The sequence below is a fragment of the Tsukamurella hominis genome (assembly GCF_965137015.1).
Classification (GTDB): Bacteria; Actinomycetota; Actinomycetes; order Mycobacteriales; family Mycobacteriaceae; genus Tsukamurella; species Tsukamurella hominis.
In genome coordinates this window covers 145,112-168,389 of record NZ_CBCRZG010000005.1, presented here as the reverse complement: position 1 = coordinate 168,389, position 23,278 = coordinate 145,112, and the positions used below count along the sequence as shown (strand labels likewise).

Here is a 23,278-nt window from a genome sequence, read left to right as displayed (position 1 = left end):
ATTGCCGTATCGCATCGCCCCTACTGTGCGGTAATAATGCGTCAGGATATTCTCAGGTTGTGACTTCCACCCGAACAGCGCTGCGGCGCGCCCCGGCCCTGGCTCTGGTGGCGGCCCTGCTGCTCGGGGCCGGCGGTGCCGCCGTCTGGGAGTCGGGGCGCGCCGAGACCGTCCACGGGGCCACCGCGGTGGGCGTGGAGTTCGGGGCGCTGGGACGCGACGATGCGACCCACCGCCTCGACGGCGCCGCCAAGCGGGTGGACGCGGAGCCGATCACGCTCCGCACCGCCAAGGGCGAGGTCCGGCTCCAGCCCGCACAGCTGGGGCTGACCATGGACGTGCCGGGCACCGTGCAGCGCGCGATCGACGAGCGCTCGCCGCTGCGCGATCTGATCGGCCTGGTCAGCGACCGGCACGTGCACCCCGCGTCCTCGCTGAACCGGCAGGTCTTCGATGCGGCGATCACGAAGGCCGCCGGCGCGTTGACCTCCGAGGCCGGCGATGGTGCCGTGATCTACCGGGGCGGCAAGCCGGTGGCGGTCGAGCCCAAGGCCGGCGACAGGATCGACTTGGGCAAGGCGGCCGAGGCCGTCGCCGCAGCCTGGCCCGATTCCACCGACATCACGGTCCCGACGGAGGCCGTAACGCCCACCGTGTCCGCGGACGTGGTGCGCAGCGTCGCCGCCGGGGCCGCCGCGCAGGCGGTCGCGACCGACGTCGTCCTGCGTCGCGACGCCGCGGGGCAGGTGGCCGCGGGCACCGTCGGCCGGGTCTCCGGGGCCGATATCGGCACGTTCCTGTCGTTCCAGCCCGACGGTGCCGGCAACCTCGCGCCCAAGGTCGACCGGGAAGCCGCGAAGAAGGTCCTCGGCACGCGGCTCGAATCCGCCATCGCCAAGCCCAAGGACGCGAGCTTCGACCTCTCGGGCGGCACCCCGACGGTGACCGAGGCCGTCCCGGGCCGCGAGGTCGTGTGGGACCCGACGATCGACGCCGTCACCAAGGCCGTCACCGAGCAGTCCACCCAGGGCCGCACCGCGACCGCGCAGTTCAAGGCCGTCGAGCCCAAGGTCTCGACCGCGAAGGCCAAGGAGCTCGGCGTGCGCGAGGTGGTCAGCGAGTTCTCCACGGGCGGCTTCAGCGACGCCTCGGGCGTGAACATCCGCCGCGTCGCGCAGCAGGTGAACGGCGCCGTGGTGCTGCCCGGTGAGACCTTCTCGCTCAACGGCTACACCGGCCCCCGCGGCACCGCGCAGGGCTACGTCGAGTCCGGCATCATCAACAACGGTCGTCCCGATAAGGCCGTCGGCGGCGGCATCTCGCAGTTCGCCACCACGCTCTACAACGCCGCGTACTTCGCCGGCCTCGAGGACGCGGGCCACACCGAGCACAGCTACTACATCTCGCGATACCCCGAGGCGCGCGAGGCCACCGTCTACGAGGGCGCGATCGACCTGCAGTTCCGCAACGACACCCCCTACGGCATCGTCATCGAGTCCAGCGCGGGCTCGTCGTCGGTGTCGGTGCGGATGTGGAGCACCAAGACGCGCGAGGTCTCGTCGAGCACCGGATCCCGCAGCCTGCCGACGCAGCCGTCGACCATCCGGCTCGCGAAAGGCCCGCACTGCGTCGCCAGCACCGGCCAGCCCGGCTTCACCACCAGCAACACCCGCACGATCACCGACGCCAAGACCGGTAGCGTCATCTCCCGCCACACCCGCACCGTGAAGTACGACCCGGTGCCCACCGTCATCTGCGAGTAGCGGGCGCGTCGCTGCCTCCCGGCGTCGGGCCGGGCGGGTATGCTCTCGAACAAAGGTTTGACTGTTCGACGGTGCGCGGAGGTACGGCGATGCGGGTGATGGGGGTGGACCCCGGGCTCACGCGTTGCGGCCTGTCGGTGGTCGAGACGGGCGCGGGCCGCAGGGTCACGGCGCTCGACGTCGACGTCGTCCGCACGCCCGCGACGATGCCGCTCGCGGAGCGGCTGCTAGCGGTGTGGACCGCGGCGGAGTACTGGATGGACACCCACGAACCCGACGTGATCGCGGTCGAGCGGGTCTTCGCGCAGCACAACGTCTCCACGGCGATGGGCACCGCGCAGGCGGGCGGCGTCGTCGCGCTGGCCGCCGCGCGCCGCGGCATTGACGTGCACTTCCACACCCCGTCGGAGGTCAAGGCCGCGGTCACGGGCAACGGGAACGCGGGCAAGGCGCAGGTGACCGCGATGATCACCCGGATCCTCGGGCTGCAGAAGGCGCCCGAGCCCGCGGACGCGGCGGACGCCCTCGCCCTGGCCGTCTGCCACAGCTGGCGGGCGCCGATGATCGCGCGGATGGCCGAGGCGGAACGCCGCGCGGCGGAACAGAAGAAGGTCTTCGAGCAACGGCTCGCGGCGCAGCGCCGCGCGGCGAAGAAGGTGACGGGGGGAGTGCGATGATCGCGTCGCTGCGCGGCGAGGTACGGCACATCGGTCTGGATCACGTGGTGATCGAGTGCGGCGGCGTGGGCTACAAGGTGCTGGTGGCACCGAACACCGCGGGCGCGCTCACCCGGGGCGCCGAGGGCTTCCTGCTCACCTCGATGGTCGTGCGCGAGGACTCTCAGACGCTCTACGGCTTCACCGATGGACCCCAGCAGGAGCTGTTCCACCTGGTGCAGACGGTGCAGGGCGTGGGTCCCCGGCTCGCCATGGCGGCGATCGCGGTCCTCGATCCCGCGCAGATGCAGACGGCGATCGCCGCGGGCGACCTCAAGACCCTGTGCCTGATCCCCGGGATCGGCAAGCGGGTCGCCGAGCGCATGCACGTCGAGCTCAAGGACAAGGTCTCGGCCGCGCCGTCCGACGGCGGCGGCGCTGCCGGGTCGACGGTGCCGGCGGGCGGCGTCTCCCAGCAGCTCCTCGACGCCCTGGAGGGCCTGGGGTTCACCGCGAAGCAGGCCGAACCGGCGGTCGCCGCGGCCGTGGAGGCCGGGCCCGACAAGTCCGTCTCCGAACTGCTGCGCGACGCCCTGAAGTCCCTGGGACGCGGGTAGATGCACTACGACGACGAGGTGGGCAGCGAGTTCGACGAGGCCGAGGGCATCATGGGCCCGGCGGCACTCACGGGCGACGACACCGAGTCGCTGCGCCCGAAGTCGCTCGACGAGTTCATCGGGCAGCCCAAGGTCCGCGAGCAGCTGCAGCTGGTCCTGCGCGGCGCGAAACTCCGCGGCGGCACGCCCGACCACATCCTGCTCTCCGGCCCGCCCGGCCTGGGCAAGACCAGCCTCGCGATGATCATCGCGGGCGAGCTGGGCACGGCGCTGCGCGTCACCTCCGGCCCCGCACTCGAGCGCGCGGGCGACCTGGCGGCGATGCTGTCGAACCTCGTCGAGGGCGACGTGCTGTTCATCGACGAGATCCACCGCATGGCCCGCCCCGCGGAGGAGATGCTCTACCTCGCCATGGAGGACTTCCGGGTCGACGTGGTGGTCGGCAAGGGGCCCGGTGCCACCTCCATCCCGCTCGACGTGGCGCCGTTCACCCTGGTCGGGGCCACCACCCGATCCGGCGCGCTCACGGGCCCGCTGCGCGACCGGTTCGGCTTCACCGCACACATGGACTTCTACGAGACGGCCGACCTGGTCCAGGTCATCGAACGCAGCGCGAAGATCCTCGGCATCACCATCGACCGGGAGGCGGCCGCGGAGATCGGCAGCCGCAGCCGCGGCACGCCCCGCATCGCCAACCGCCTGCTCCGGCGCGTCCGCGACTTCGCCGACGTCCGCGCCGACGGGACGGTCACCGTCGACGTGGCGCGCGGTGCGCTCAAGGTCTACGACGTCGACGAGCTCGGCCTCGATCGCCTCGACCGCGCCGTGCTCGGGGCCCTGATCCGCAGCTTCGGGGGCGGCCCCGTGGGCGTCTCGACGCTGGCCGTGGCCGTCGGCGAGGAACCCGGCACCGTCGAGGAGGTGTGCGAGCCCTTCCTCGTGCGCGCCGGCATGCTCGCCCGCACGCCGCGCGGTCGTGTCGCGACGATGGCGGCGTGGCATCACCTCGGGCTCGAACCGCCCGCGGGTGCGCTCGCCTCGGGCATCGAGGTGCGGGGCGACTTCGACCCCGACGACCGCCTGTTCTGAGCCGGCCGCGCGCTGCGGGCGCCGGCCTCACGGAGTAGACAGGAACCGTGGGCCCGGTCGGGAAAGGACTGCGCGGCCGCGTGGCGGTGGTCGCGGGGGCGACACGCGGCGCCGGCCGCGGCATCGCCGCCGGCCTGGCGGAACAGGGCGCCGTCGTCGTGTGCACCGGCCGCAGCAGCCGCGCCGGCGACCCGGCGATCACCTCCGATTACCCGCGGCCGGAAACGATCGAGGAGACGGCCGAGATCGTGGACGCCCTCGGCGGCACCGGCGTCGCCGTCCAGGTCGACCACCTCGATCCCGAGCAGGTCTCGCGCCTCGCGGACCGGCTCCGCGCCGAGTACGGGCGGATCGACGTGCTCGTCAACGACATCTGGGGCGGCGAGCTGCTCAAGGGTCCGCCGCCGACGTGGAACACGCCGCTGTGGCGGCAGGACCTCGATGCCGGGTTGCGCCTGCTCCGCCTCGCCGTCGAGACGCACCTCGTGACCGCCCACTTCCTCACCCCGCTGCTGATCGAGCGTCCGGGCGGGCTGCTCGCCGAGATCACCGACGGCACTGCGGACTTCAATGCCGAAACCTACCGGATCTCGGTCTTCTACGACCTCGCCAAGGCGTCGATCAACAGGATCGCCTTCTCGCAGGGGCACGAGCTCGCCGAGTACGGCGCGACCGCCGTCGCGGTGACCCCGGGGTGGCTGCGCTCCGAGATGATGCTCGACGCCTACGGGGTGACCGAGGAGGACTGGCGAGCCGCCCTCACCGCGCGGCCGGGCCGACCCACCGCGCCGCCGGGCTTCGGCCACTCCGAATCGCCCCGCTTCGTCGGCCGCGGGATCGCCGCGCTCGCGGCGGATCCCGGCCGCGAGCGCTGGAACCAGCGGTCCGTCAGCTCCGCGGAGCTCGCCGCCGCCTACGGGGTCACCGACGTCGACGGCACCCGGCCCGATAGCTGGGCCGGGCGCCGCGACTGATCACCCCGTCGGCGCGGTGAGGTCGTAGACCGCGACCCCGTCGACGGTCCGCGACGGATAAGTCTTCTCCACCCACGACCGGATCTCCGCCGCGGTCCCGGATCCGCCGAATCCGCCGAATCCGCCGCCCGATTCGGCGAGGAAGTAGTGGATCCTGCCGTCCCGCACGTACTGCTGGAACTGCGCGAGCGTGGGGGAGGGATCGGTGCCGTTGAAGCCGCCGATGGGCATCACCGGCTTCTCCGTGGCGAGCTGGTAACCCGCCGCGGCGTTCGCTCCGATCGTCGCCGCGACCCAGGTGTAGCGGTCCGCGTCGGCGAGCAGGAGCGCGGTCACCTCGGGGCCGGCCGTACTGCCCATCAGGAACGACGGTCCGCCGCCCCGCTCGTCCCCGCCCGGCCCACCGGCGCGGGTACCGTCGGGCCGCGCGCCGCCGCCGACACCGATGGGCCGCTCCATGCGGCCCTTGCCCCCGCCGGGTCCGAAGCCGTGCCCGCTCGACGGGCCCGCCGAGACGATGGCGCCCTGCCGCGGCGTCGCGATGGTCTCGATCGTGAACGCCACCTGCCCGGCGAGCGCGGTGAACAACGCCGTCCCGACGATCACCCCGCCGAGACGCCGTGCCCGGCCCACCGTCGGTAGCAGGGTCGCGAGGATCGCCACCGTCGACACGGCGGCCGCCGCGGCGATCGCCCAGCGCAGCCACGGGTTCCAATCCGGTGTCTGCGCGAGGATGTACCAGGCCGTCGCGCCCGTCGCGGCGACGGCGAGGGCCGCGACCGCGCGGACCCATGCCCGGTCACGCTCCCGCCAGCCCACGGCCGCCCCGATCGCGACCAGTGCCGCGATCGCGGGCGCGAGTGCCACGGTGTAGTACGCGTGGAAGATGCCCGCCATGAAGCTGAACGTGATCCCGGTGACGAGCAGCCATCCGCCCCAGGCGATCACGGCGGCGCGATCGCCGTCCGTGCGCGGGGAACGCCCGCGCAGGATCACCACCGTGATGATCGCGATCAACGCCGCGGGGAGCAGCCAGGCGATCTGCCCGGCCTGCTCGGGCTGGAACATGCGCAGGACGCCGGCGTCGCCGAACATCCCGCCGCCGCGCCGCCCCGGCATCTCCATGCCGGCGGGGAGCTCGAAGCCCGCGGGCAGCTCCATGCCGCCGCGGCCCGGCCCGACACTGCCTTTCTCGTTGCCGTTGAGCCGGCCGAGGCCGTTGTAGCCCAGCGTCAGCTCGAGGATCGAGTTGTTCTGCGAGCCGCCGATCCACGGCCGCGACGCGTCCGGCCACAGCTCGACGGTGAGCAGCCACCACCCGGCCGCGACGACCATCGCGGCGCCCGCGGCGAACAACTGCGCGATGCGCTTGCCGATCTTCGGCGGCCCCGCGACCAGGTAGGCCAGCGCCAGCCCGGGGACGATGAGCATCACAGCCAGCTGCTTGGTCAGGAAACCCAGGCCGACGAAGGCGCCGCACGCGACGAGCCACCGCCACCGGCCGTCCTCGACGGCGCGCAGCATCGCCCAGGTCGCGGCGATCATCAGCAGGACGAGCAGGGCATCCGGGTTGTTGAACCGGAACATCATGGCGGCCACCGGCGTGACGGCGAGGAGCAGGCCGGCGAGGAGGCCGGCGGCGGGGCCGAAGCGGCGGCGCACCGTCGCGTACAGGAGCGCGACGGATGCCACCCCGAGGAGCGCCTGCGGAATCAGCATCGCCCAGGAGTTCACGCCGAACAGGCGGGTGGAGAGTTCCATCACCCACAGCGAGGCGGGCGGTTTGTCGACGGTGATCGAGTTCGCGCCGTCCGAGCTGCCGAAGAACATCGCCTTCCAGCTGACGGTGCCGGCCTGGACGGCGGCCGAGTAGAAGGCGTTGGCCCACCCCGCCCGCCCGAGCGCCCAGAGGTAGGCGATCGCCGTCCCCACCAGGAGGACGGCGACCGCGATGCGTTCGCGGCTCTTGGTCACTGGAGCCCGGCCTTCTCGGAGGTCGCCGAGCGGAAGATCAGGCGCAGCCCCAGGAACCGCGTCACGGTGGCGACCAGGTTGGCCACCACGAGCACCGCGAGTTGGATCCCACGCCCGGCGTCCGGTGCGACGTGTGCGAGGGCGGTGAGGCTGCCGGACGTGAGCGCCCAGGTGAGGAGGAAGACGACCAGTCCCTGCAGGTGGTGCCGGGCCGCGCCCTCGCGCCCCCGCACGCCGAAGGTGAACGAGCGGTTCGCGGCGATGTTGCCGACCGCCGTGATGAGGAGGGCGGCGAAGTTCGCGCCCTGCGCCCCGATCAGCGGGTGCAGCATCAGGTAGAGGATCGCGTAGGCCACGGTGCTGGCCACGCCGACCGCGGCGAACCGGGCGAGCTGTCCGACCATGTTGCGCGGCACGCCCGCCAGCTGCGGCTCCTCGCGGCCCAGGGCTCGGCGGACGTCGTCGAGGGGGAGGGCACCCCGGCCGAGCGCCCGCCCGACCCGGATCACGCCCTTGAGGTCCTTCTTCACGGTGTCGACGATGTCGACGCGGCTGTCGGGGTCGTCGGTCCAGTCGACCGGGACCTCGTGGATCCGCAGACCGGCGCGCTCGGCGAGCACGAGCAGCTCGGTGTCGAAGAACCACTCGCCGTCCTCGACCAGTGGCAGCAGCTCATGCGCGACGTCCGTGCGGATGGCCTTGAACCCGCACTGCGCGTCCGAGAAGCGCACGCGCAGGGCGGTGTGCAGCAGCAGGTTGTAGCCGCGGGAGATGAACTCGCGCTTCGGCCCGCGGACCACGTTCGCGCCGCGGCCCAGGCGGGTGCCGATCGCGAGATCGCTGTGGCCGGACAGCAGCGGCGCGACCAGGGGGTGCAGCGCCTTGAGGTCCGTCGAGAGGTCCACGTCCATGTACACCAGGACGCGCGCATCGGAGTCCGCCCAGACGCGGCGCAGGGCGCGGCCGCGGCCCTTGGCGTCGAGGTGCACGACGCGCACGCCGTCGATCGCGGCGGCGAGCGAATGCGCCACCCGCAGGGTGTCGTCCGTGCTGGCGTTGTCGGCGATGGTGATCCGGGCCGGGATGGCGAGGGAGGTGTCGAGGTACTCGCGGAGCGTCTCCACGCAGCGCGCGATCGTGTGGGCCTCGTTGTAGACGGGGATCACGATGTCGAGGACGGGGGTGGTTCCGGAGCGACCGGGCAGCGCGGCTCCGGTCTCGACCGTGCGGTCGGGTGCGGTCTCGGTTGTCATGGCAGCAACCCTCGGTCGCTGCGCTGGGGCTACCCTGCGGCCTGTCTGTGCACCTGCTGGGAGACGTCGTTCACCGGTCGCCGCCCGCAGCGGCGGTGCGCCATTGCCGGGGCGTGGTGTCGAACCGGCCGCGGAACCAGCGGGAGAAGTTCGACGGGCTGGAGAACGCCAGGATGCCGGCGATCTCGGCGAACGAGTAGGTGCGTCCGGCGACCAGGTGCCGGGCCAGCGCCGCGCGGGCGTCGTCGACGACCTCGGTGAAGGTCGTGTCCTCGGCCGCGAGCCGCCGGTGGACGGTGCGCCGGTCCACTCCGAGGCTGCGCGCCACCTGCTCGGCGGAACACCGGCCGGTGGGGAGCAGCAGGTCGACGAGCTCGCGGATGCGGGCCGTCGCGTCGCGCCCGCGGGCGTCGTCGCCGTCGAGAAGCCTGCGGGTGTACTCCCGCAGCTGTGGGTCCGAGGTCGCGGTCGCGCGGTCGAGATCGTCCGCGGGAAAACGGATCCCGTTGTGGTCGGCGTCGAAGTGCAGGGCGCCGCCGAACATCCGTCGCGCGGTCTCGACCCGCACCGGCGGTGGATGGCCGAAGGACACCGACAGGGGAGTCCAGTCCCGGCCGAGCAGCTCGCGCAGCACGCCGTACACCACGCCGACGGCGAGGTCGACGGCCTGCCGGTCGGGTGCGGGGCGCTCGAGGTCGAGTTCGACGCGCACGGTGGCGATCCCGTCGGCGACGGACAACCGGGTGTGCAGTGCCTCGTTGTACATCCGTTCGTGCCGGATCAGGACCTGCAGCGCGCTGCGGACGTCCGGCTCCTCCCGCAGCACCAGGCTGAGCGGGCCGAGGTGCGACAGTCGCCGCAGCTCCGCGAGGCGCAGCCCCAGGTCGTCCCGCCCGGTGACCGCCGCGGTGCGTTCGAGCAGGTCGTTCACCGCGTCCGCCGGGATCCACCGGTCCTGGACCGTGACGCCGCTCGGGTCCAGCCCGCTCGCGCGGAGCAGCAGACGCGGGTCGGCGCCCAGGGTGCGCGTGAGCTCGGAGAAGTTGGCCAGTGACGCGTAGCGCGCCAGGGGTCGCTTGGCTGTGACCACCATCACCTCCATGTCCCGATGTGAATAGTCATCCGTCCCGTAGGGAACAGTTTACGCCGAACTCCGCTCGTACTGTCATCTGCATCACATCCCGAGAACCGCTCCGGCGAGAGGAATCCACGACATGGCGAACGCGATCCGCTTCCACGAGACCGGCGGACCCGACGTGCTGCGGCTCGAAGACATCGAGGTGGGCGCACCCGGTGCCGGCGAGGTGCGCGTGCGGCACCACGCCATCGGCCTGAACTTCGCGGACATCTACTACCGCACCGGCCTGTACCCGGTGCCCCTGCCGAACGGCATGGGCGTCGAGGCGTCGGGCGTCGTGGAGGAGGTGGGGCCGGGCGTCGAGGGCTTCGCTCCCGGCGACCGCGTGACCTACACCTACACCGGCACCCCCCTCGGCGCGTACAGCACCGAGTTCGTGCTCCCGGCCCGGCACCTGATCCACCTGCCCGACGGCGTGGACTTCACCACCGCCGCCGCCTGCACGATGCGCGGCCTCACCGCGGCGTACCTGATGCGGCGCATCCACCCGTACCGCGAGGGCGACACGATCCTGCTGCACGCGGCCGCCGGCGGCGTCGGGCTGATCGTCGCGCAGTGGGCGAAGCTGCTGGGCCTGACCGTGATCGGCACCGTCTCCACCGAGGAGAAGGCCGAGGTCGCCCGCGCGAACGGCGTGGACCACATCATCTACTACCGCCGCGAGGACACCGCGCAGCGCGTCCGCGAGCTGACCGGCGGGGCGGGCGTCCCCGTCGTGCTGGACAGCATCGGCGCGGCCACCGTCGAGGCGTCCCTGAACAGCCTCGCCAAGCGCGGCCTGCTCGTCTGCTTCGGGACGTCGTCGGGGCCGATCCCGCCGATCGACCCGATGCAGCTCGCCATCAAGGGCTCGCTGTTCGTCACGCGGCCGGGACTCGCCGACTACATCGCCGATCCCGCCGAGCGGGCCGACCTGGCGGGCGAGCTGTTCGGCCACATCGCGGCCGGCCGCATCACGATCCAGGTGGGACAGACCTACCCGCTGGCCGACGCCGCCCGCGCGCACAAGGAGCTCGAGTCCGGAGCTCTCACCGGATCGTCGATCCTCCTTCCCTGAACCCGACCACCGAGAATGAGAAACCAGGCAGCACCATGACCGTCACCTCCGCCCCCCGGACCACCGGAACCATGCGCGCCCAGCGCCTCACCGCCCACATCGGTGCCGAAGTCACCGGCGTGGACCTCGGCGAGGTGGCGCACGACGAAGCCCGGTTCGCCGAGCTGCGCGCCCTCCTCGTCGAGCACAAGGTCCTGTTCTTCCGCGATCAACCGATCAGCCGCGCCGACCACGTCGCCCTCGCCCGCCGCTTCGGCGAGCTCGAGGATCACCCCGTGCTGGGCAGTGACCCCGAGCACCCCGGCCTCGTCCGCATCTACAAGGACCTCGACAGCGACCGCGAGGCGTACGAGAACTCCTTCCACTGCGACGCCACCTGGCGCGAGTGCCCGCCCTTCGGGTCGGTCCTGCGCTGCGTCGAGGGCCCCGAGGTGGGCGGCGACACCATCTGGGTCGACATGGTCGCCGCGTACAACGCCCTCCCGGCCGAGGTCAAGGAGCGGATCGACGGCCTGCGCGCACGGCATTCCCTCGAATCCAGCTTCGGGGCGCGCATGCCGATCGAGCAACGACACGCCCTGCACGCGACGTTCCCGGACGCCGAGCACCCCGTCGTGCGCACGCACCCGGAGACCGGCGAGAAGATCCTGTTCGTCAACTCCTTCGCGACCCACTTCACGAACTTCCACAACGACGCGAACGTCCGCTTCGGCTTCGACTACGCGCCCGGCGCCGGCGAGCTCCTGCAGTACCTGCAGCGCCAGGCCGCCGTGCCCGAGTTCCAGGTGCGCTGGCGCTGGACCCCGGACAGCTTCGCGATCTGGGACAACCGCTGCACCCAGCACTACGCCGTCCAGGACTACTGGCCGGCCGTGCGCCGGATGGAGCGCGCCGGCATCGTCGGCGACCGCCCGTACTGACCCCCACACACCGAGACACCCAGCCCCACAACCACGCACGAGGAGAACCATCATGCATTTCCACGACGACGCCCTGTTCCCCGAGGTCCAGGAGAAGCAGGTCATCACCGTCGCGCCGTACGGCCCCGAATGGGAGCTCGACGACTTCCGCGAGGACCTGCCGCTCACCATGGAGCAGCACGTCCAGCAGGCCGTCGACTGCTACGAGGCCGGCGCCACCGTCCTGCACATCCACGTCCGCGAGGAGGACGGCCACGGCTCCAAGCGGCTGTCCAAGTTCAACGAGCTGCTCTCCGGCCTGCGCGAGGCCGTGCCGGAAATGATCCTGCAGGTCGGCGGCTCGATCTCCTTCGCCCCCGAGGGCGAGGGCGCCGACGCCAAATGGCTCTCCGACGACACCCGGCACATGCTGGCCGAGCTCGATCCCAAGCCCGACCAGGTCACCATTGCCATCAACACCAGCCAGATGAACATCATGGAGCTGATGACCGAGGCCGACATCGAGGGCACGTCCATGCAGCGCCCCGAGCTGTACGACACGTACCGCGAGATGACGGTGCCCGCCGGCCCCGAGTGGGTCGAGGAGCACCTGCGCCGTTTGACCGCCAACGGCATTCAGCCGCACTTCCAGCTCAGCTCGATCCCGCAACTGGAGACCGTGGAGCGCCTGATCCGCCGCGGCAAGTACATGGGCCCGCTCAACCTCACCTGGGTCGGCATCGGCGGCGGTTTCGACGGCCCGAACCCGTACAACATCATGAACTTCATCAGCCGTGTCCCCGACGGCGCGATCCTCACCCTCGAGACCCTGATGCGCTCGGTGCTCCCCGTGAACACCATGGCCATCGCGATGGGCCTGCACACCCGGTGCGGCAACGAGGACACCATCTGGGGCCGTCCCGGCGAGAAGATCAAGTCCGTCGACCAGGTCAAGCAGCTGGTGCGGATCAGCCACGAGCTCGGCCGCGACGTGGCGACCGGCAAGGAGGCCCGCGACATCTACCGCATCGGCGAGCAGTACGGCTCCGTCGACGAGACCCTCGCCAAGCTGGGCTACGCGCCGAACCGGCAGGCCGGTCAGCTCGGATTCACGCAGCACGCCTGAACGGATGAATGACAATGGCCCTCATGACCACCCGCACGGGTGACATCGAGGACGCCGACGGTGCGCCGACGGGACCCGCGCGGTCCCGTCGGCGGATCTACCCGTGGGTGGTCTTCGCGCTCGCATTCGCACTGCTCCTGTCCGACTACATGTCCCGCCAGGTGCTCGCCGCGGTCTTCGTCCCGCTGGGGCAGGAACTGCACCTCGACAAGGCCCAGCAGGGATCGCTCATCTCCGTGGTCGCCCTCATGGTGGGCCTGTTGACCCTGCCGGTGTCGATCCTGGCCGACCGCTGGGGCCGCGTCCGCAGCCTCGTCCTCATGGCCGTGCTCTGGTCCGTCGCCACGCTGGCCTGCGCGTTCGCGCAGAACTACGAGCAACTGCTGGCCGCCCGATTCGTCGTCGGCGTCGGCGAGGCCGCGTACGGCAGCGTCGGTATCGCGTTGGTGCTCAGCCTGTTCGCGCCCCGCGTGCACGCCGCGCTCTCCGCGTCCTTCATGGCCGGCGGCTCCTTCGGCACCATGGTCGGCACCGGACTCGGCGGCCTCATCGCCGTCCACTTCGGCTGGCGCTGGTCGCTCGGCGCGATGGCCGTGCTCGGCCTGCTGCTCGTCGCCGTGTTCAAGCTCGTGGTCACCGAGGCCCGCGTCAAGCGGAACCAGGTCGACGAGGCCGGTGCGGCACCGTCGTGGGCGAACGCGGAGCCGATCCGCGTGGCCCGCGCACCCCTGTCGAGCCTCTTCACGAACTCGCCCGTCGTCTGCGCCTACATCGGCAGCGGCCTGCAGATGTTCATGGCCGCGGTCATGCTCACGTGGCTGCCGACCTACTTCAAAGAGGCCTATCACCTCTCCGTCGACAAGGCGGGCGGCGCGGCGGCGATGTTCGTGCTGCTGGTGGGGTCCGGAATGATCGTGTGCGGCTTCCTCGCCGACCGCTACAGCCTCAGTGACGGCACGCGGAAGTGGACGGCGGGCATCGCCTACTGCGTGATCGCCTTCGTCGCCCTGATGATCGCCTTCCGGATGCCCACGGGCACCGCGCAGCTCGCGCTCCTCGGTATCGGCGCCTTCTTCGCCGCGGGCAGCTCCGGCACGGCGGCCGCCATGGTCGCCTCACTCACGCACCTCTCGGTGCAGGCCTCGGCGATGGGCACGCTCACGCTGGCGAACAACCTGCTCGGTCTCGCCTTGGCGCCCATCCTCATCGGCGCGCTCGCGGACCGGCTGGGTCTCCTGGGCGCGCTGCAACTCGCCCCGCTCGTCTACGTCCCCGCGGTGCTGTTCATGGTCTTCGGCAAGCGGCTGCATCCACGCGGCCTGGCCAAGCTGCAGGCGCTCAACGCGGAGCCGGCGCGGTGACCGCGCCCGTGCCGGTGATCGTCCCGGGCCTGCGGGGGAGCGCACCGTCGCACTGGCAGGAGCTGTACGCCGCCCGGACCGACGGCGCCGTCACGGTGCCCTTCCCGGCCGAGGCGGACTGGCACTCGATCGGCGAGCGGACCCGGCTGCTGGGGGAGACCGTCGCCGCGGTCGACGGACCGGTCGTCCTGGTGGCGCACAGCGCCGGAGTGCTCGCCGCGGTGCGCTGGATCCGCTCCCTGCCCGACGGTGCGCCCGAGCTCGGCCGGGTGGTGGGCGCGGTGCTCGCGACGCCTCCCGACTTCGGGGTCGACTGGCCGGAACCGCACCCGCGCCCCGCGGAGCTCGCCGCGGTCGGGTGGGAGCCGATCCCGCGGCGGCGCTTGCCGTTCCCGTCGATCGTCGCCGCCAGCCGGACCGACCCGCTGGCGCGGTACCGGGTGACGTCCGGGCTGGCCGAGGCGTGGGGGAGCCGGATCGTCGACCTCGGCGACGCCGGGCACCTCAACCCCGCGGCGGGGTTCGGGGAGTGGCACCTGATCGACGAGCTGGTCGCGGAGCTGGCCGCCGCCGGGAGCCGGTCGTGACGGAGTCGGTGGTCGGCGCCATGCGCGACGCCGGCCACTGGAACCCGATGTGGGACGGCGTCGCCGAGCTCGACCCGGAGTGGACGGAGTCCTTCATGCGGACCACGATGAGCACCTACCGGGGCGGGGTTCTCACCCCGCAGGTGGTGGAGCTGTTGTGCATCGCGGTCGACGCCGCCTGCACGCACCTCTACGCGCCGGGCGTCCGCCGGCACATGCGGGCGGCGCTCGACCTGGGCGTCGAGCCGCGCGAGATCCTCGAGGTGCTCAAGCTCGCGACCACGGTGGGTGTGCACTCGATCAACGTCGGCGCACCGATCCTCATGGAGGAGTTGGAGGCACGGGAGCGCGCCTCCGGCGACCACGGAGCGGCCCCGGACGGCGAATAGGCTGATCGCGTCGCTGCGGGGCCGCCGCGGCGGCGCGTGTCGGTGGGTCCGTCTAGCCTCGGGGTGCAACCGATCAGGGGAGTCGCGGCGATGACGGAACGAATGCTCACGGGAGAGCGGGCCGAGCGCGCCCGGCGGGTGATCGAGGCCCTCGCCGGGCCCGGCGCCGCGCTGCGGGACGACCAGGAGACCGCGGTCGCCGCGCTGCTCGAGCCCGCGGCGCGCGTGCTCGTGGTGCAGGCCACGGGCTGGGGAAAGTCCGCCGTGTACTGGGTGGCAACCGCGTTGCGCCGGGCCGAAGGGGCGGGCCCCGCGCTCATCGTCTCGCCCCTGCTCTCGCTCATGCGCGATCAGGTCGCCGCCGCCGAGCGCGCCGGCCTGCGCGCAGCCACCCTGAACTCGTCCAACTTCGAGGAGTGGAACGCGATCGAGGCGGCGCTCGCCGCCGGCGAGATCGACGTGCTGCTCGTCTCGCCGGAACGGCTCGCCAACCCGTCCTTCGGGCGGCGCGTGCTCGACGCGCTCGAGGGCTCGCTCGGCCTGCTCGTGATCGACGAGGCGCACGCCGTCTCGGACTGGGGCCACGACTTCCGTCCCGACTACCGCCGCGTCTCCGACGTGCTCACCCGGCTCCACCCGCAGACCCCGGTGCTGGCCACGACGGCGACCGCGAACGCCCGCGTCACCGACGACGTGGCCGCCCAGCTCGGCGACGCCACGCTGGTGTTGCGGGGGCCGCTGGCGCGCCGGTCGCTGCAGCTCAACGTGCTGCCGGCGCTCGCGCCGATCACCCGGTACGCATGGGTCGCCCGGCACCTGCCGGACCTGCCCGGCTCGGGCATCGTCTACGCGCTGACGGTGGCCGACGCGGAGCGGCTGGTCGACGGGATCCGCGCGGTGCACGGCCCCGGGTACCCGGTGGCCGCGTACACCGGCAAGCTCGACCCGGATACCCGCGCCCGCCTCGAGGACGCCCTGCGCGCCAACGAGATCAAGGCGCTCGTCGCCACCTCCGCGCTCGGCATGGGCTTCGACAAGCCCGACCTGGGCTTCGTCGTGCACGTCGGCTCGCCGCCCTCTCCCGTCTCGTACTACCAGCAGGTCGGCCGTGCGGGCCGCGCCATCGACCACGCCGTCGTCGCGCTGCTGCCGTCGGAGTCCGACGCGGGCGTGTGGGACTACTTCGCCACGGCGACCATCCCCGATCCGCAGCAGATGGACCGCGTGCTCGCGGCTCTCGCCGACGACGAGACGGGGGGAGGGCAGTCCGCCATCGCGCTCGAGGCCTCGACCGGCATCCGCCGCACCCGGATCGACCTCATGCTCAAGCAGCTCGCGGTCGACGGTGCCGTGGAGCGGGTGGAGGGCGGCTACCGCGCCACCGGCGCGCCCTGGCACTACGACGGTGCCCACTACGACGGGATCGTCGCCACCCGCCGCCGCGAGGCGGACATCATGCGGGCCTACACGCGCGGCGAGCGCTGCCTGATGCAGCTGCTCACCGAGTCACTGGACGATCCCGAGGCCGCGCCCTGCGGCCGCTGCTCGGTCTGCCTCGGGCACGTCCCCGACGGCCTCGGCGAGCCCGTCCCGCCGGAGACCGCCCGGGCGGTCGCGGGGGCGCTGCGCTCCCAGAGCCAGGTGCTCGAACCGCGCAAGATGTGGCCCGGCGGCGTCGCCGGCCGCAAGGGGCGGATCCAGCCCGACCTCGCGGCCGAGCCCGGCCGGGTGTTGGTCTTCGCCGACGCCCCGGAGTGGACGGGCACCGTCGGGGCGGCTCGCTCCGGCGATTCCCAGGCGATCGCCGACCTGGCGGACGCCGCCGTCGCGGCGCTCTCGCGGTGGCGCGACCAGTGGCGTGCCCGGCCCGAGGTCGTCGCCTCCCTGCAGCTGACCGACCGCCCGGCGCCCGTCGAGCCGGTTGCCGACCGCATCGCCGAGGTGGGCCGACTGGACCGCGTGAGCCTGCCGGTGCCGCGCGGGCCGGCGCCCGGTCGCGACGCCTCCGGTGCGCAGGAGGCGGCGCACTGGCTGGATTCGATCGACGCCGGCCCCGCCGCGGAGGCCGTCCGCGGCCGATCCGTGCTGCTCGTGGTCGACGAGTCCGGCACGGGCTGGGCCGTGACCGTCGCGGCGGCCCGGCTCCGGGAGGCCGGAGCTGCCGTGGTGTTGCCGCTGGTGGTGCACCGTCCCGCCTGACCCGCGCGAGATGTGGAACACTGGAACACCGAGTGCTGCCTAAGACCCGGGCGGCGAGGCTGCGGAGCGTCCGCGGCCACACCACCGAGGAGAACCATGCCGAACCTGATCCTGCCCCTGCTGCTCGTCCTGATGCTCGTCTTCATGTTCTTCCAGTTCCGGAAGCAGAAGAAGCAGATGAACGAGACCATGGAGATGCAGGCCGCCCTCACCGTGGGCACCAAGGTCATGACCAGCACGGGCCTCTACGGCACCGTGGTCGGCCTCGGCGAGGACACCATCGATCTGGAGATCGCCCCCGGCATCACCACCACCTGGGTGCGCCGCGCCGTCGCGAAGGTCCTGACCCCGGAGGAGCTCGGCGCCCCGTCGATCGAGACCATCACCGAGGACGAGGGCCGGATCGACCTGGACAAGCGCTCCGAGGACCGCTGACCCGCATCACCGTCACCACCGACGAACTTCTCCGGCGGACCTCCGCCGGGGAAGTTCTCCACGCCGAGGAGTCGTAACCGCCCGTGGCCAGGAAAACATCGAGTAGCGACCGCACCGAGTCGCGGCTCCTCATCGCCTTCGGGCTGATCTTGCTCGCGGTGTTCGGGCTGGTGTTCTTCACCGGTGACCGGGAGCCGAAGCCCAAGCTCGGCATCGACCTGCAGGGCGGCACGTCCGTCGTGCTGCAGGCCGTCACGCCGGACGGGAAGGCCCCCGAAGCCGACAAGATGGAGCAGGCGCGCGACATCATCAACAAGCGCGTCAACGGTCTCGGCGTCTCCGGCTCCGAGGTCAAGATCAGCGGGCGGAACCTGATCATCACGGTGCCCGGCTCCGACGGAGACCAGGCCCGCACCCTGGGCCAGACGGCCCAGCTCAAGGTGCGCCCCGTGCTGGCGACGCAGGCGGCTCCCGCGGTCAACACGCCCGCGCCCGACCTGACCGACCCGGCGGCCGCGAAGAAGGCGATCGACGAGGCGCGCGCCACGCGCCAGTCGACCGACCCCGCGGTGCAGAAGAAGGCGATCGAGACCCTCAACTGCAACGCCCCGTCGGACCCGCTGGCCGGCAACGACGACCCGTCGAAGCCCCTCATCACCTGCGACCGGCCCGACGAGCGCAAGGCGGGTCAGCCGAGCTCGGTCTACACGCTGGGCCCCGCGATCATCGACGGGCAGTCGATCAAGAACGCCTCCTCGGGTATCCCGCAGAACCAGGTCCAGTACGTCGTGACCCTCGAGTTCACCGGCGAGGCCTCCCGGGTGTGGGCGGACTTCACCTCGAAGAACGTCGGCAAGCAGGCCGCCTTCGTCCTCGACTCGCAGGTCATCACCGCGCCGAACATCAACGGCCCGATCACCGGCGGCCAGACCCAGATCACGGGCGACTTCAACCAGCAGACCGCCGGCGACCTGGCGGGCGTGCTCAAGTACGGCTCGCTGCCGCTCTCGTTCAAGCCCGGCACCGCGCAGACCGTGAGCGCGACGCTCGGCTTCGAGTCCCTCAAGGCCGGCCTCATCGCCGGCGCGATCGGCCTGGTCCTCGTGCTCATCTACGCGCTGGCCTACTACCGCGCCCTCGGCGTGCTCGTGGCCCTGTCGCTGGCGCTGTCGATCGCCCTGCTCTACGGCCTGTTGGTGCTGCTGGGCCGGTGGATCGGCTACTCGCTCGACCTCGCGGGCATCGCCGGCATCATCATCGGCATCGGCATGACCGCCGACTCCTTCGTCGTGTACTTCGAGCGCATCAAGGACGAGATACGCGAAGGCCGCAGTTTCCGGTCCGCGGTCCCGCGTGGCTGGGCGAGCGCCCGCCGCACCATCTGGACCGGCAACGCGGTGTCGCTGCTCTCGGCCGTCGTGCTGTACGTGCTGGCCGTGGGCGACGTGCAGGGCTTCGCGTTCACGCTCGGCCTGTCGACCATCCTCGACGTCGTCATCGTCTTCCTCGTGACGCACCCGCTGGTGTACTTCGCGTCGAAGACCGAGTTCTTCGCCAAGCCGTCGATGAACGGCCTCGGCGCCGTGGCCGCGATCGGCCGTGAGCGCAAGCGCGCCGCAGCTACCACCGGGGAGGCGTCCGCATGACCGACACCAGCATCGAGAGCGAGAAGAAGGCCTCCTTCTTCACCAAGCTCTACACCGGTACCGGCGCCTTCGACATCGTCGGCAAGCGCAACCGGTACTACATCGCGACCGGCGTCATCATCGTGATCGCCATCCTGGGCATCCTGATCCCCGGCTTCAAGTTCAGCATCGACTTCGAGGGCGGCACGCAGATCTCGTTCCCCGTGGGGAGCGCCCAGGTCGATACGGCGAAGGTCCGCGAGACGGTGCGTTCGGCGACGGGCGTCGAGCCCTCGGCCGTGCAGACGGCCGGCACCGGCGCGGCGCAGACCTACCAGGTGGCGCTGTCCGAGCTCGACAACAACCAGATCACGCGGGCGCGCGATGCCCTGTTCGAGACCTTCCACCCGCCCGCGCAGGACGGCAAGCCGGCTGAGAACACGATCAGCTTCTCGGGCGTGAGCTCGACCTGGGGCGATCAGATCACCCAGCGCGGCCTGCTCGCGCTCGCGGTCTTCCTCGTGCTGGTCACGGTGTACATCGCGGTCCGCTTCCGCGAGTGGGACATGGCGCTCGCCGCGCTCGCGTCGCTGTTCTTCGACGTGGTGGTGACAGCCGGCGTGTACGCCTGGTCCGGTTTCGAGGTCAGCCCGGCCACGGTGATCGGCCTGCTCACGATCCTCGGCTTCTCGCTGTACGACACGGTCGTCGTCTTCGACAAGGTCGAGGAGAACGTGCGCGGCGTGCTCAACACCAGCAGACGGACGTACGCCGAGCAGGCGAACCTCGCGATCAACCAGACGCTCATGCGCTCGATCAACACGACCGTGATCTCGGCGCTGCCGATCATCGCGCTCATGGTCGTCGCCGCCGGCATGCTCGGCGTCGGCACGCTCATGGACCTCGGCCTGATCCAGTTGGTCGGCGTCGTGGTCGGCACCTACTCGTCGGTCTTCTTCGCGGCGCCGCTGCTGGTCACGCTCAAGGAGCGCCGCCCGCAGTACAAGGCGCACAACGAGAAGGTGCTGGCCCGCCGGGCGCGCGCCGAGGCGGGGGAGACCGCCGACGCGGTGGCCGCGACGGATGCGGGCTCGGTGCAGCTCGACAAGGCGCCGGCCCGCCCGCAGACCAAGCGCAGCCGTCGTCGTGACTGACGCGGCCCGCGCGGCCGTCGCCGCGCACACGCGGCACGTCGCCGGCTTCCCGGAGCCGGGGGTGGTCTTCGCGGACCTCACGCCGGTCTTCGCCGATGGTGCCGCACTCGCCGCCGTCATCGACGGGCTCGCCGCAGCCGGCCGCGGACCGGACGGCGACGTCGCCGTCGACCTCGTGGCGGGGCTGGACGCGCGGGGCTTCCTCCTGGGTTCCGGCGTGGCCCTGCGCCTGGGCGTGGGCACCCTCGCGGTGCGGAAGGCCGGCAAGCTGCCGCCGCCCGTGCTGCGTGAGGAGTACCAGCTCGAATACGGCTCCGCGGCACTGGAGATCCCCGCGGAGGGCATCGCGCTGGAGGGCAGGCGGATCCTCATCGTCGACGACGTGCTCGCCACCGGCGGCACCGTCTCGGCGGCGGTCGCGCTGCTGCGCCGCGCGGGCGCGATCGTCGACCGCGTCTCGGTCGTCCTCGAGCTCGAGGTGCTCGGGGGACGGGCGCGACTGCGGGAATTGCCCGGCGGTGCCGTCGCGGTGTCGGCGATCTCGGTAGGCTGAATCCCTAGTCCAGTCACGTCGTCCGGGCGGGGAGGCACCATGTCGCTGCAGTCTCAGGGTTCCGGCGCCGCGGGCACGCCCGCCGCGGCGTCGCAAACGGCCCCGCCCAACCTGGAGACCACGGGGTCCACCACGCGTCGCGTGCGGGCGCGCCTGGCCCGCCGGATGACGGGCACCCGCAACCACGTCCGGCCGGTCCTCGAGCCGCTGGTGGCGCTGCACCGCGAGGTGTACCCCAAGGCCGACGTCGCGCTGATCGAGCGCGCCTATGACGTCGCGGAACAGCGGCACGCCAGCCAGATGCGGAAGTCGGGCGACCCGTACATCACCCACCCGCTCGCCGTGGCGACCATCCTCGCCGAGCTGGGCATGGACACCACGACGCTGGTCGCGGCGCTCCTGCACGACACCGTCGAGGACACCGGGTACACGCTCGAGCAGCTCACCGCCGAGTTCGGCTCCGAGGTGGCGCACCTCGTGGACGGCGTCACCAAGCTCGACAAGGTGGCCCTCGGCAACGCCGCCGAGGCCGAGACCATCCGCAAGATGATCATCGCCATGGCCCGCGACCCGCGGGTGCTCGTGATCAAGGTCGCGGACCGGCTGCACAACATGCGCACGATGCGCTTCCTGCCGCCGGAGAAGCAGGCCCGCAAGGCGCGCGAGACCCTCGAGGTGATCGCGCCCCTCGCGCACCGCCTGGGCATGGCGACGGTGAAGTGGGAGCTGGAGGACCTGGCCTTCGCCATCCTCCACCCCAAGAAGTACGACGAGATCGTGCGGCTCGTGGCCGACCGCGCACCGTCGCGCGACACCTACCTGGCGTCCGTGCGCGCAGAGATCAACGGCGCCCTGGCGGCGCAGCGGATCGTCGCCGACGTGCAGGGACGGCCCAAGCACTACTGGTCGATCTACCAGAAGATGATCGTCAAGGGCCGCGACTTCGACGACATCCACGACCTGGTCGGCGTGCGGATCCTGTGCGACGAGGTGCGCGACTGCTACGCCGCCGTCGGCGTCGTGCACTCGCTGTGGCAGCCCATGGCCGGGCGGTTCAAGGACTACATCGCGCAGCCGCGCTACGGCGTGTACCAGTCGCTGCACACCACGGTGATCGGCCCGGAGGGCAAGCCGCTCGAGGTGCAGATCCGCACCCGGGAGATGCACCGCACGGCCGAGTTCGGCATCGCCGCGCACTGGCGGTACAAGGAGACCAAGGGGCGTGCCGGCGCCAAGGGCTCGGACCTGACCGAGGTCGACGACATGGCGTGGATGCGTCAGCTCCTCGACTGGCAGCGGGAGGCCGCGGACCCGGGGGAGTTCCTCGAATCGCTCCGCTACGACCTGGCGGTCAAGGAGATCTTCGTCTTCACCCCCAAGGGTGACGTGATCACGCTGCCCGCGGGCAGCACCCCGGTGGACTTCGCGTACGCCGTGCACACCGAGGTCGGCCACCGGTGCATCGGCGCCCGCGTGAACGGCCGGCTCGTGGCGCTCGAGCGCAAGCTCGAGAACGGCGAGGTCGTCGAGGTGTTCACCAGCAAGGCCGAGAACGCGGGCCCGTCGCGCGACTGGCAGACGTTCGTGGTCTCCCCGCGGGCCAAGGCCAAGATCCGGCAGTGGTTCGCCAAGGAGCGCCGCGAGGAGGCGCTGGAGAACGGGCGCGACGCCATCGCCAAGGAGGTGCGCCGATCGGGCCTCCCGCTGCAGCGCCTGACGAACGCGGAGTCGATGGCCGGGATCGCCAAGGAGCTGCGCTACGCGGACGTCTCCGCGCTGTACACGGCCGTGGGCGAGCATCAGGTGTCGGCGCACACCGTCGTGCAGCGGATGGTCGAGCAGTTGGGCGGCATCGAGGAGGCCACGGAGGAGCTCGCGGAGCGCAGCACCCCGTCGACCATCTCCGGCCCCACGGCGACGACCGACGTGGGCGTGCTCGTGACCGGGCAGCCGGGCGTGCTCGCGAAGCTCGCCAAGTGCTGCACCCCGGTGCCGGGCGACGAGATCGTCGGCTTCGTCACGCGCGGCGGCGGCGTCAGCGTGCACCGCACCGACTGCACCAACGTCGCCGAACTCCGCAAGGAGCCGGAGCGTTTCCTCGACGTGAAATGGGCGCCGTCCGCGTCGTCGGTGTTCCTGGTCGCGATCCAGGTCGAGGCGCTCGACCGGCATCGGCTGCTCTCGGACGTGACGAAGGTGCTCGCCGACGAGAAGGTCAACATCCTCTCCGCGTCGGTGACCACGTCGCGCGATCGGGTCGCGGTGTCGCGCTTCACCTTCGAGATGGGAGACCCGAAGCACCTCGGGCACGTGCTCAACGTGGTGCGCAACGTGGAGGGCGTCTACGACGTCTACCGCGTGACCTCCGCGCAGTAGTCCGCCGGGCCCTGTCGCGGCGCCCACGCATGACGAAGGCCCCCGCTGCAGCA

The 23,278-nt window shown here is 71.8% G+C and carries 20 protein-coding genes; 17 read left to right on the top strand and 3 right to left on the bottom strand.

Going from position 1 to position 23,278, the window contains the following annotated elements:
* The first annotated feature begins 59 nt into the window (after positions 1-59).
* The 5 genes from ACM9LD_RS09215 to ACM9LD_RS09195 all read left to right on the top strand — a co-directional run bounded on the left by ACM9LD_RS09215 (position 60) and on the right by ACM9LD_RS09195 (position 5,099).
* Positions 60-1,763, top strand: a complete 1,704-nt coding sequence (locus tag ACM9LD_RS09215) for a VanW family protein (RefSeq protein ID WP_415676376.1) — start codon at positions 60-62, stop codon at positions 1,761-1,763.
* A gap of 89 nt (positions 1,764-1,852) precedes the next feature.
* Positions 1,853-2,440: a crossover junction endodeoxyribonuclease RuvC gene (gene ruvC, locus ACM9LD_RS09210; RefSeq protein WP_415676496.1), complete on the top strand. Its 588-nt coding sequence runs from the start codon at positions 1,853-1,855 to the stop codon at positions 2,438-2,440.
* Positions 2,437-3,036, top strand: a complete 600-nt coding sequence (gene ruvA, locus ACM9LD_RS09205) for a Holliday junction branch migration protein RuvA (RefSeq protein WP_415676375.1) — start codon at positions 2,437-2,439, stop codon at positions 3,034-3,036. Before ruvC ends, ruvA begins: the two co-directional genes overlap by 4 nt.
* A complete protein-coding gene (gene ruvB / locus ACM9LD_RS09200; RefSeq protein WP_415676374.1) occupies positions 3,037-4,125 on the top strand; it encodes a Holliday junction branch migration DNA helicase RuvB in 1,089 nt (362 codons plus the stop codon).
* Positions 4,126-4,172: 47 nt separating this feature from the next.
* Positions 4,173-5,099, top strand: coding sequence for an SDR family oxidoreductase (locus ACM9LD_RS09195; protein ID WP_415676373.1), 927 nt, complete (start codon positions 4,173-4,175; stop codon positions 5,097-5,099).
* On the opposite strand, the gene ACM9LD_RS09190 is transcribed toward ACM9LD_RS09195, so the two are convergent.
* The 3 genes from ACM9LD_RS09190 to ACM9LD_RS09180 form a co-directional block, all read right to left on the bottom strand.
* Entirely contained in the window at positions 5,100-7,073 is a 1,974-nt protein-coding gene (locus ACM9LD_RS09190) for a glycosyltransferase family 39 protein (protein ID WP_415676372.1), read from the bottom strand. It abuts the gene before it with no gap.
* The gene (locus ACM9LD_RS09185) at positions 7,070-8,326 is read right to left on the bottom strand and encodes a bifunctional glycosyltransferase family 2/GtrA family protein (RefSeq protein WP_415676371.1); all 1,257 of its coding nucleotides are present in this window, start codon (positions 8,324-8,326) and stop codon (positions 7,070-7,072) included. The genes ACM9LD_RS09190 and ACM9LD_RS09185 overlap by 4 nt, the downstream gene beginning before the upstream one ends.
* 70 nt (positions 8,327-8,396) lie before the next feature.
* Entirely contained in the window at positions 8,397-9,428 is a 1,032-nt protein-coding gene (locus ACM9LD_RS09180; RefSeq protein ID WP_415676370.1) for an AraC family transcriptional regulator, read from the bottom strand.
* A 112-nt stretch (positions 9,429-9,540) separates the two neighbouring features.
* On the opposite strand from ACM9LD_RS09180, the gene ACM9LD_RS09175 reads away from it, so the two are divergent.
* The 12 genes from ACM9LD_RS09175 to ACM9LD_RS09120 all read left to right on the top strand — a co-directional run bounded on the left by ACM9LD_RS09175 (position 9,541) and on the right by ACM9LD_RS09120 (position 23,225).
* Entirely contained in the window at positions 9,541-10,521 is a 981-nt protein-coding gene (locus ACM9LD_RS09175; protein ID WP_415676369.1) for a quinone oxidoreductase family protein, read from the top strand.
* 35 nt (positions 10,522-10,556) lie between these two features.
* Positions 10,557-11,441, top strand: a complete 885-nt coding sequence (locus ACM9LD_RS09170) for a TauD/TfdA dioxygenase family protein (protein WP_415676368.1) — start codon at positions 10,557-10,559, stop codon at positions 11,439-11,441.
* A gap of 52 nt (positions 11,442-11,493) precedes the next feature.
* A complete protein-coding gene (locus tag ACM9LD_RS09165) occupies positions 11,494-12,546 on the top strand; it encodes a beta-keto acid cleavage family enzyme (RefSeq protein ID WP_415676367.1) in 1,053 nt (350 codons plus the stop codon).
* Between the two features lie 14 nt (positions 12,547-12,560).
* A complete protein-coding gene (locus ACM9LD_RS09160) occupies positions 12,561-13,907 on the top strand; it encodes an MFS transporter (protein ID WP_415676366.1) in 1,347 nt (448 codons plus the stop codon).
* Entirely contained in the window at positions 13,904-14,494 is a 591-nt protein-coding gene (locus ACM9LD_RS09155; protein ID WP_415676365.1) for an RBBP9/YdeN family alpha/beta hydrolase, read from the top strand. The genes ACM9LD_RS09160 and ACM9LD_RS09155 overlap by 4 nt, the downstream gene beginning before the upstream one ends.
* Before the next feature lie 20 nt (positions 14,495-14,514).
* On the top strand, positions 14,515-14,883 hold the full coding sequence (locus ACM9LD_RS09150; protein ID WP_415676495.1) for a carboxymuconolactone decarboxylase family protein: 369 nt from the start codon (positions 14,515-14,517) through the stop codon (positions 14,881-14,883).
* 90 nt (positions 14,884-14,973) lie between these two features.
* The gene (locus tag ACM9LD_RS09145) at positions 14,974-17,082 is read left to right on the top strand and encodes a RecQ family ATP-dependent DNA helicase (protein WP_415676364.1); all 2,109 of its coding nucleotides are present in this window, start codon (positions 14,974-14,976) and stop codon (positions 17,080-17,082) included.
* Positions 17,083-17,178: 96 nt separating this feature from the next.
* The gene (gene yajC, locus ACM9LD_RS09140) at positions 17,179-17,517 is read left to right on the top strand and encodes a preprotein translocase subunit YajC (protein ID WP_415676363.1); all 339 of its coding nucleotides are present in this window, start codon (positions 17,179-17,181) and stop codon (positions 17,515-17,517) included.
* Positions 17,518-17,600: 83 nt separating this feature from the next.
* On the top strand, positions 17,601-19,163 hold the full coding sequence (secD, locus tag ACM9LD_RS09135) for a protein translocase subunit SecD (protein ID WP_415676362.1): 1,563 nt from the start codon (positions 17,601-17,603) through the stop codon (positions 19,161-19,163).
* On the top strand, positions 19,160-20,296 hold the full coding sequence (gene secF, locus ACM9LD_RS09130) for a protein translocase subunit SecF (RefSeq protein WP_415676361.1): 1,137 nt from the start codon (positions 19,160-19,162) through the stop codon (positions 20,294-20,296). Before secD ends, secF begins: the two co-directional genes overlap by 4 nt.
* On the top strand, positions 20,289-20,849 hold the full coding sequence (locus ACM9LD_RS09125; protein WP_415676360.1) for an adenine phosphoribosyltransferase: 561 nt from the start codon (positions 20,289-20,291) through the stop codon (positions 20,847-20,849). The genes secF and ACM9LD_RS09125 overlap by 8 nt, the downstream gene beginning before the upstream one ends.
* Before the next feature lie 39 nt (positions 20,850-20,888).
* Positions 20,889-23,225, top strand: coding sequence for a RelA/SpoT family protein (locus tag ACM9LD_RS09120; RefSeq protein WP_415676359.1), 2,337 nt, complete (start codon positions 20,889-20,891; stop codon positions 23,223-23,225).
* The last annotated feature ends 53 nt before the right edge of the window (positions 23,226-23,278 follow it).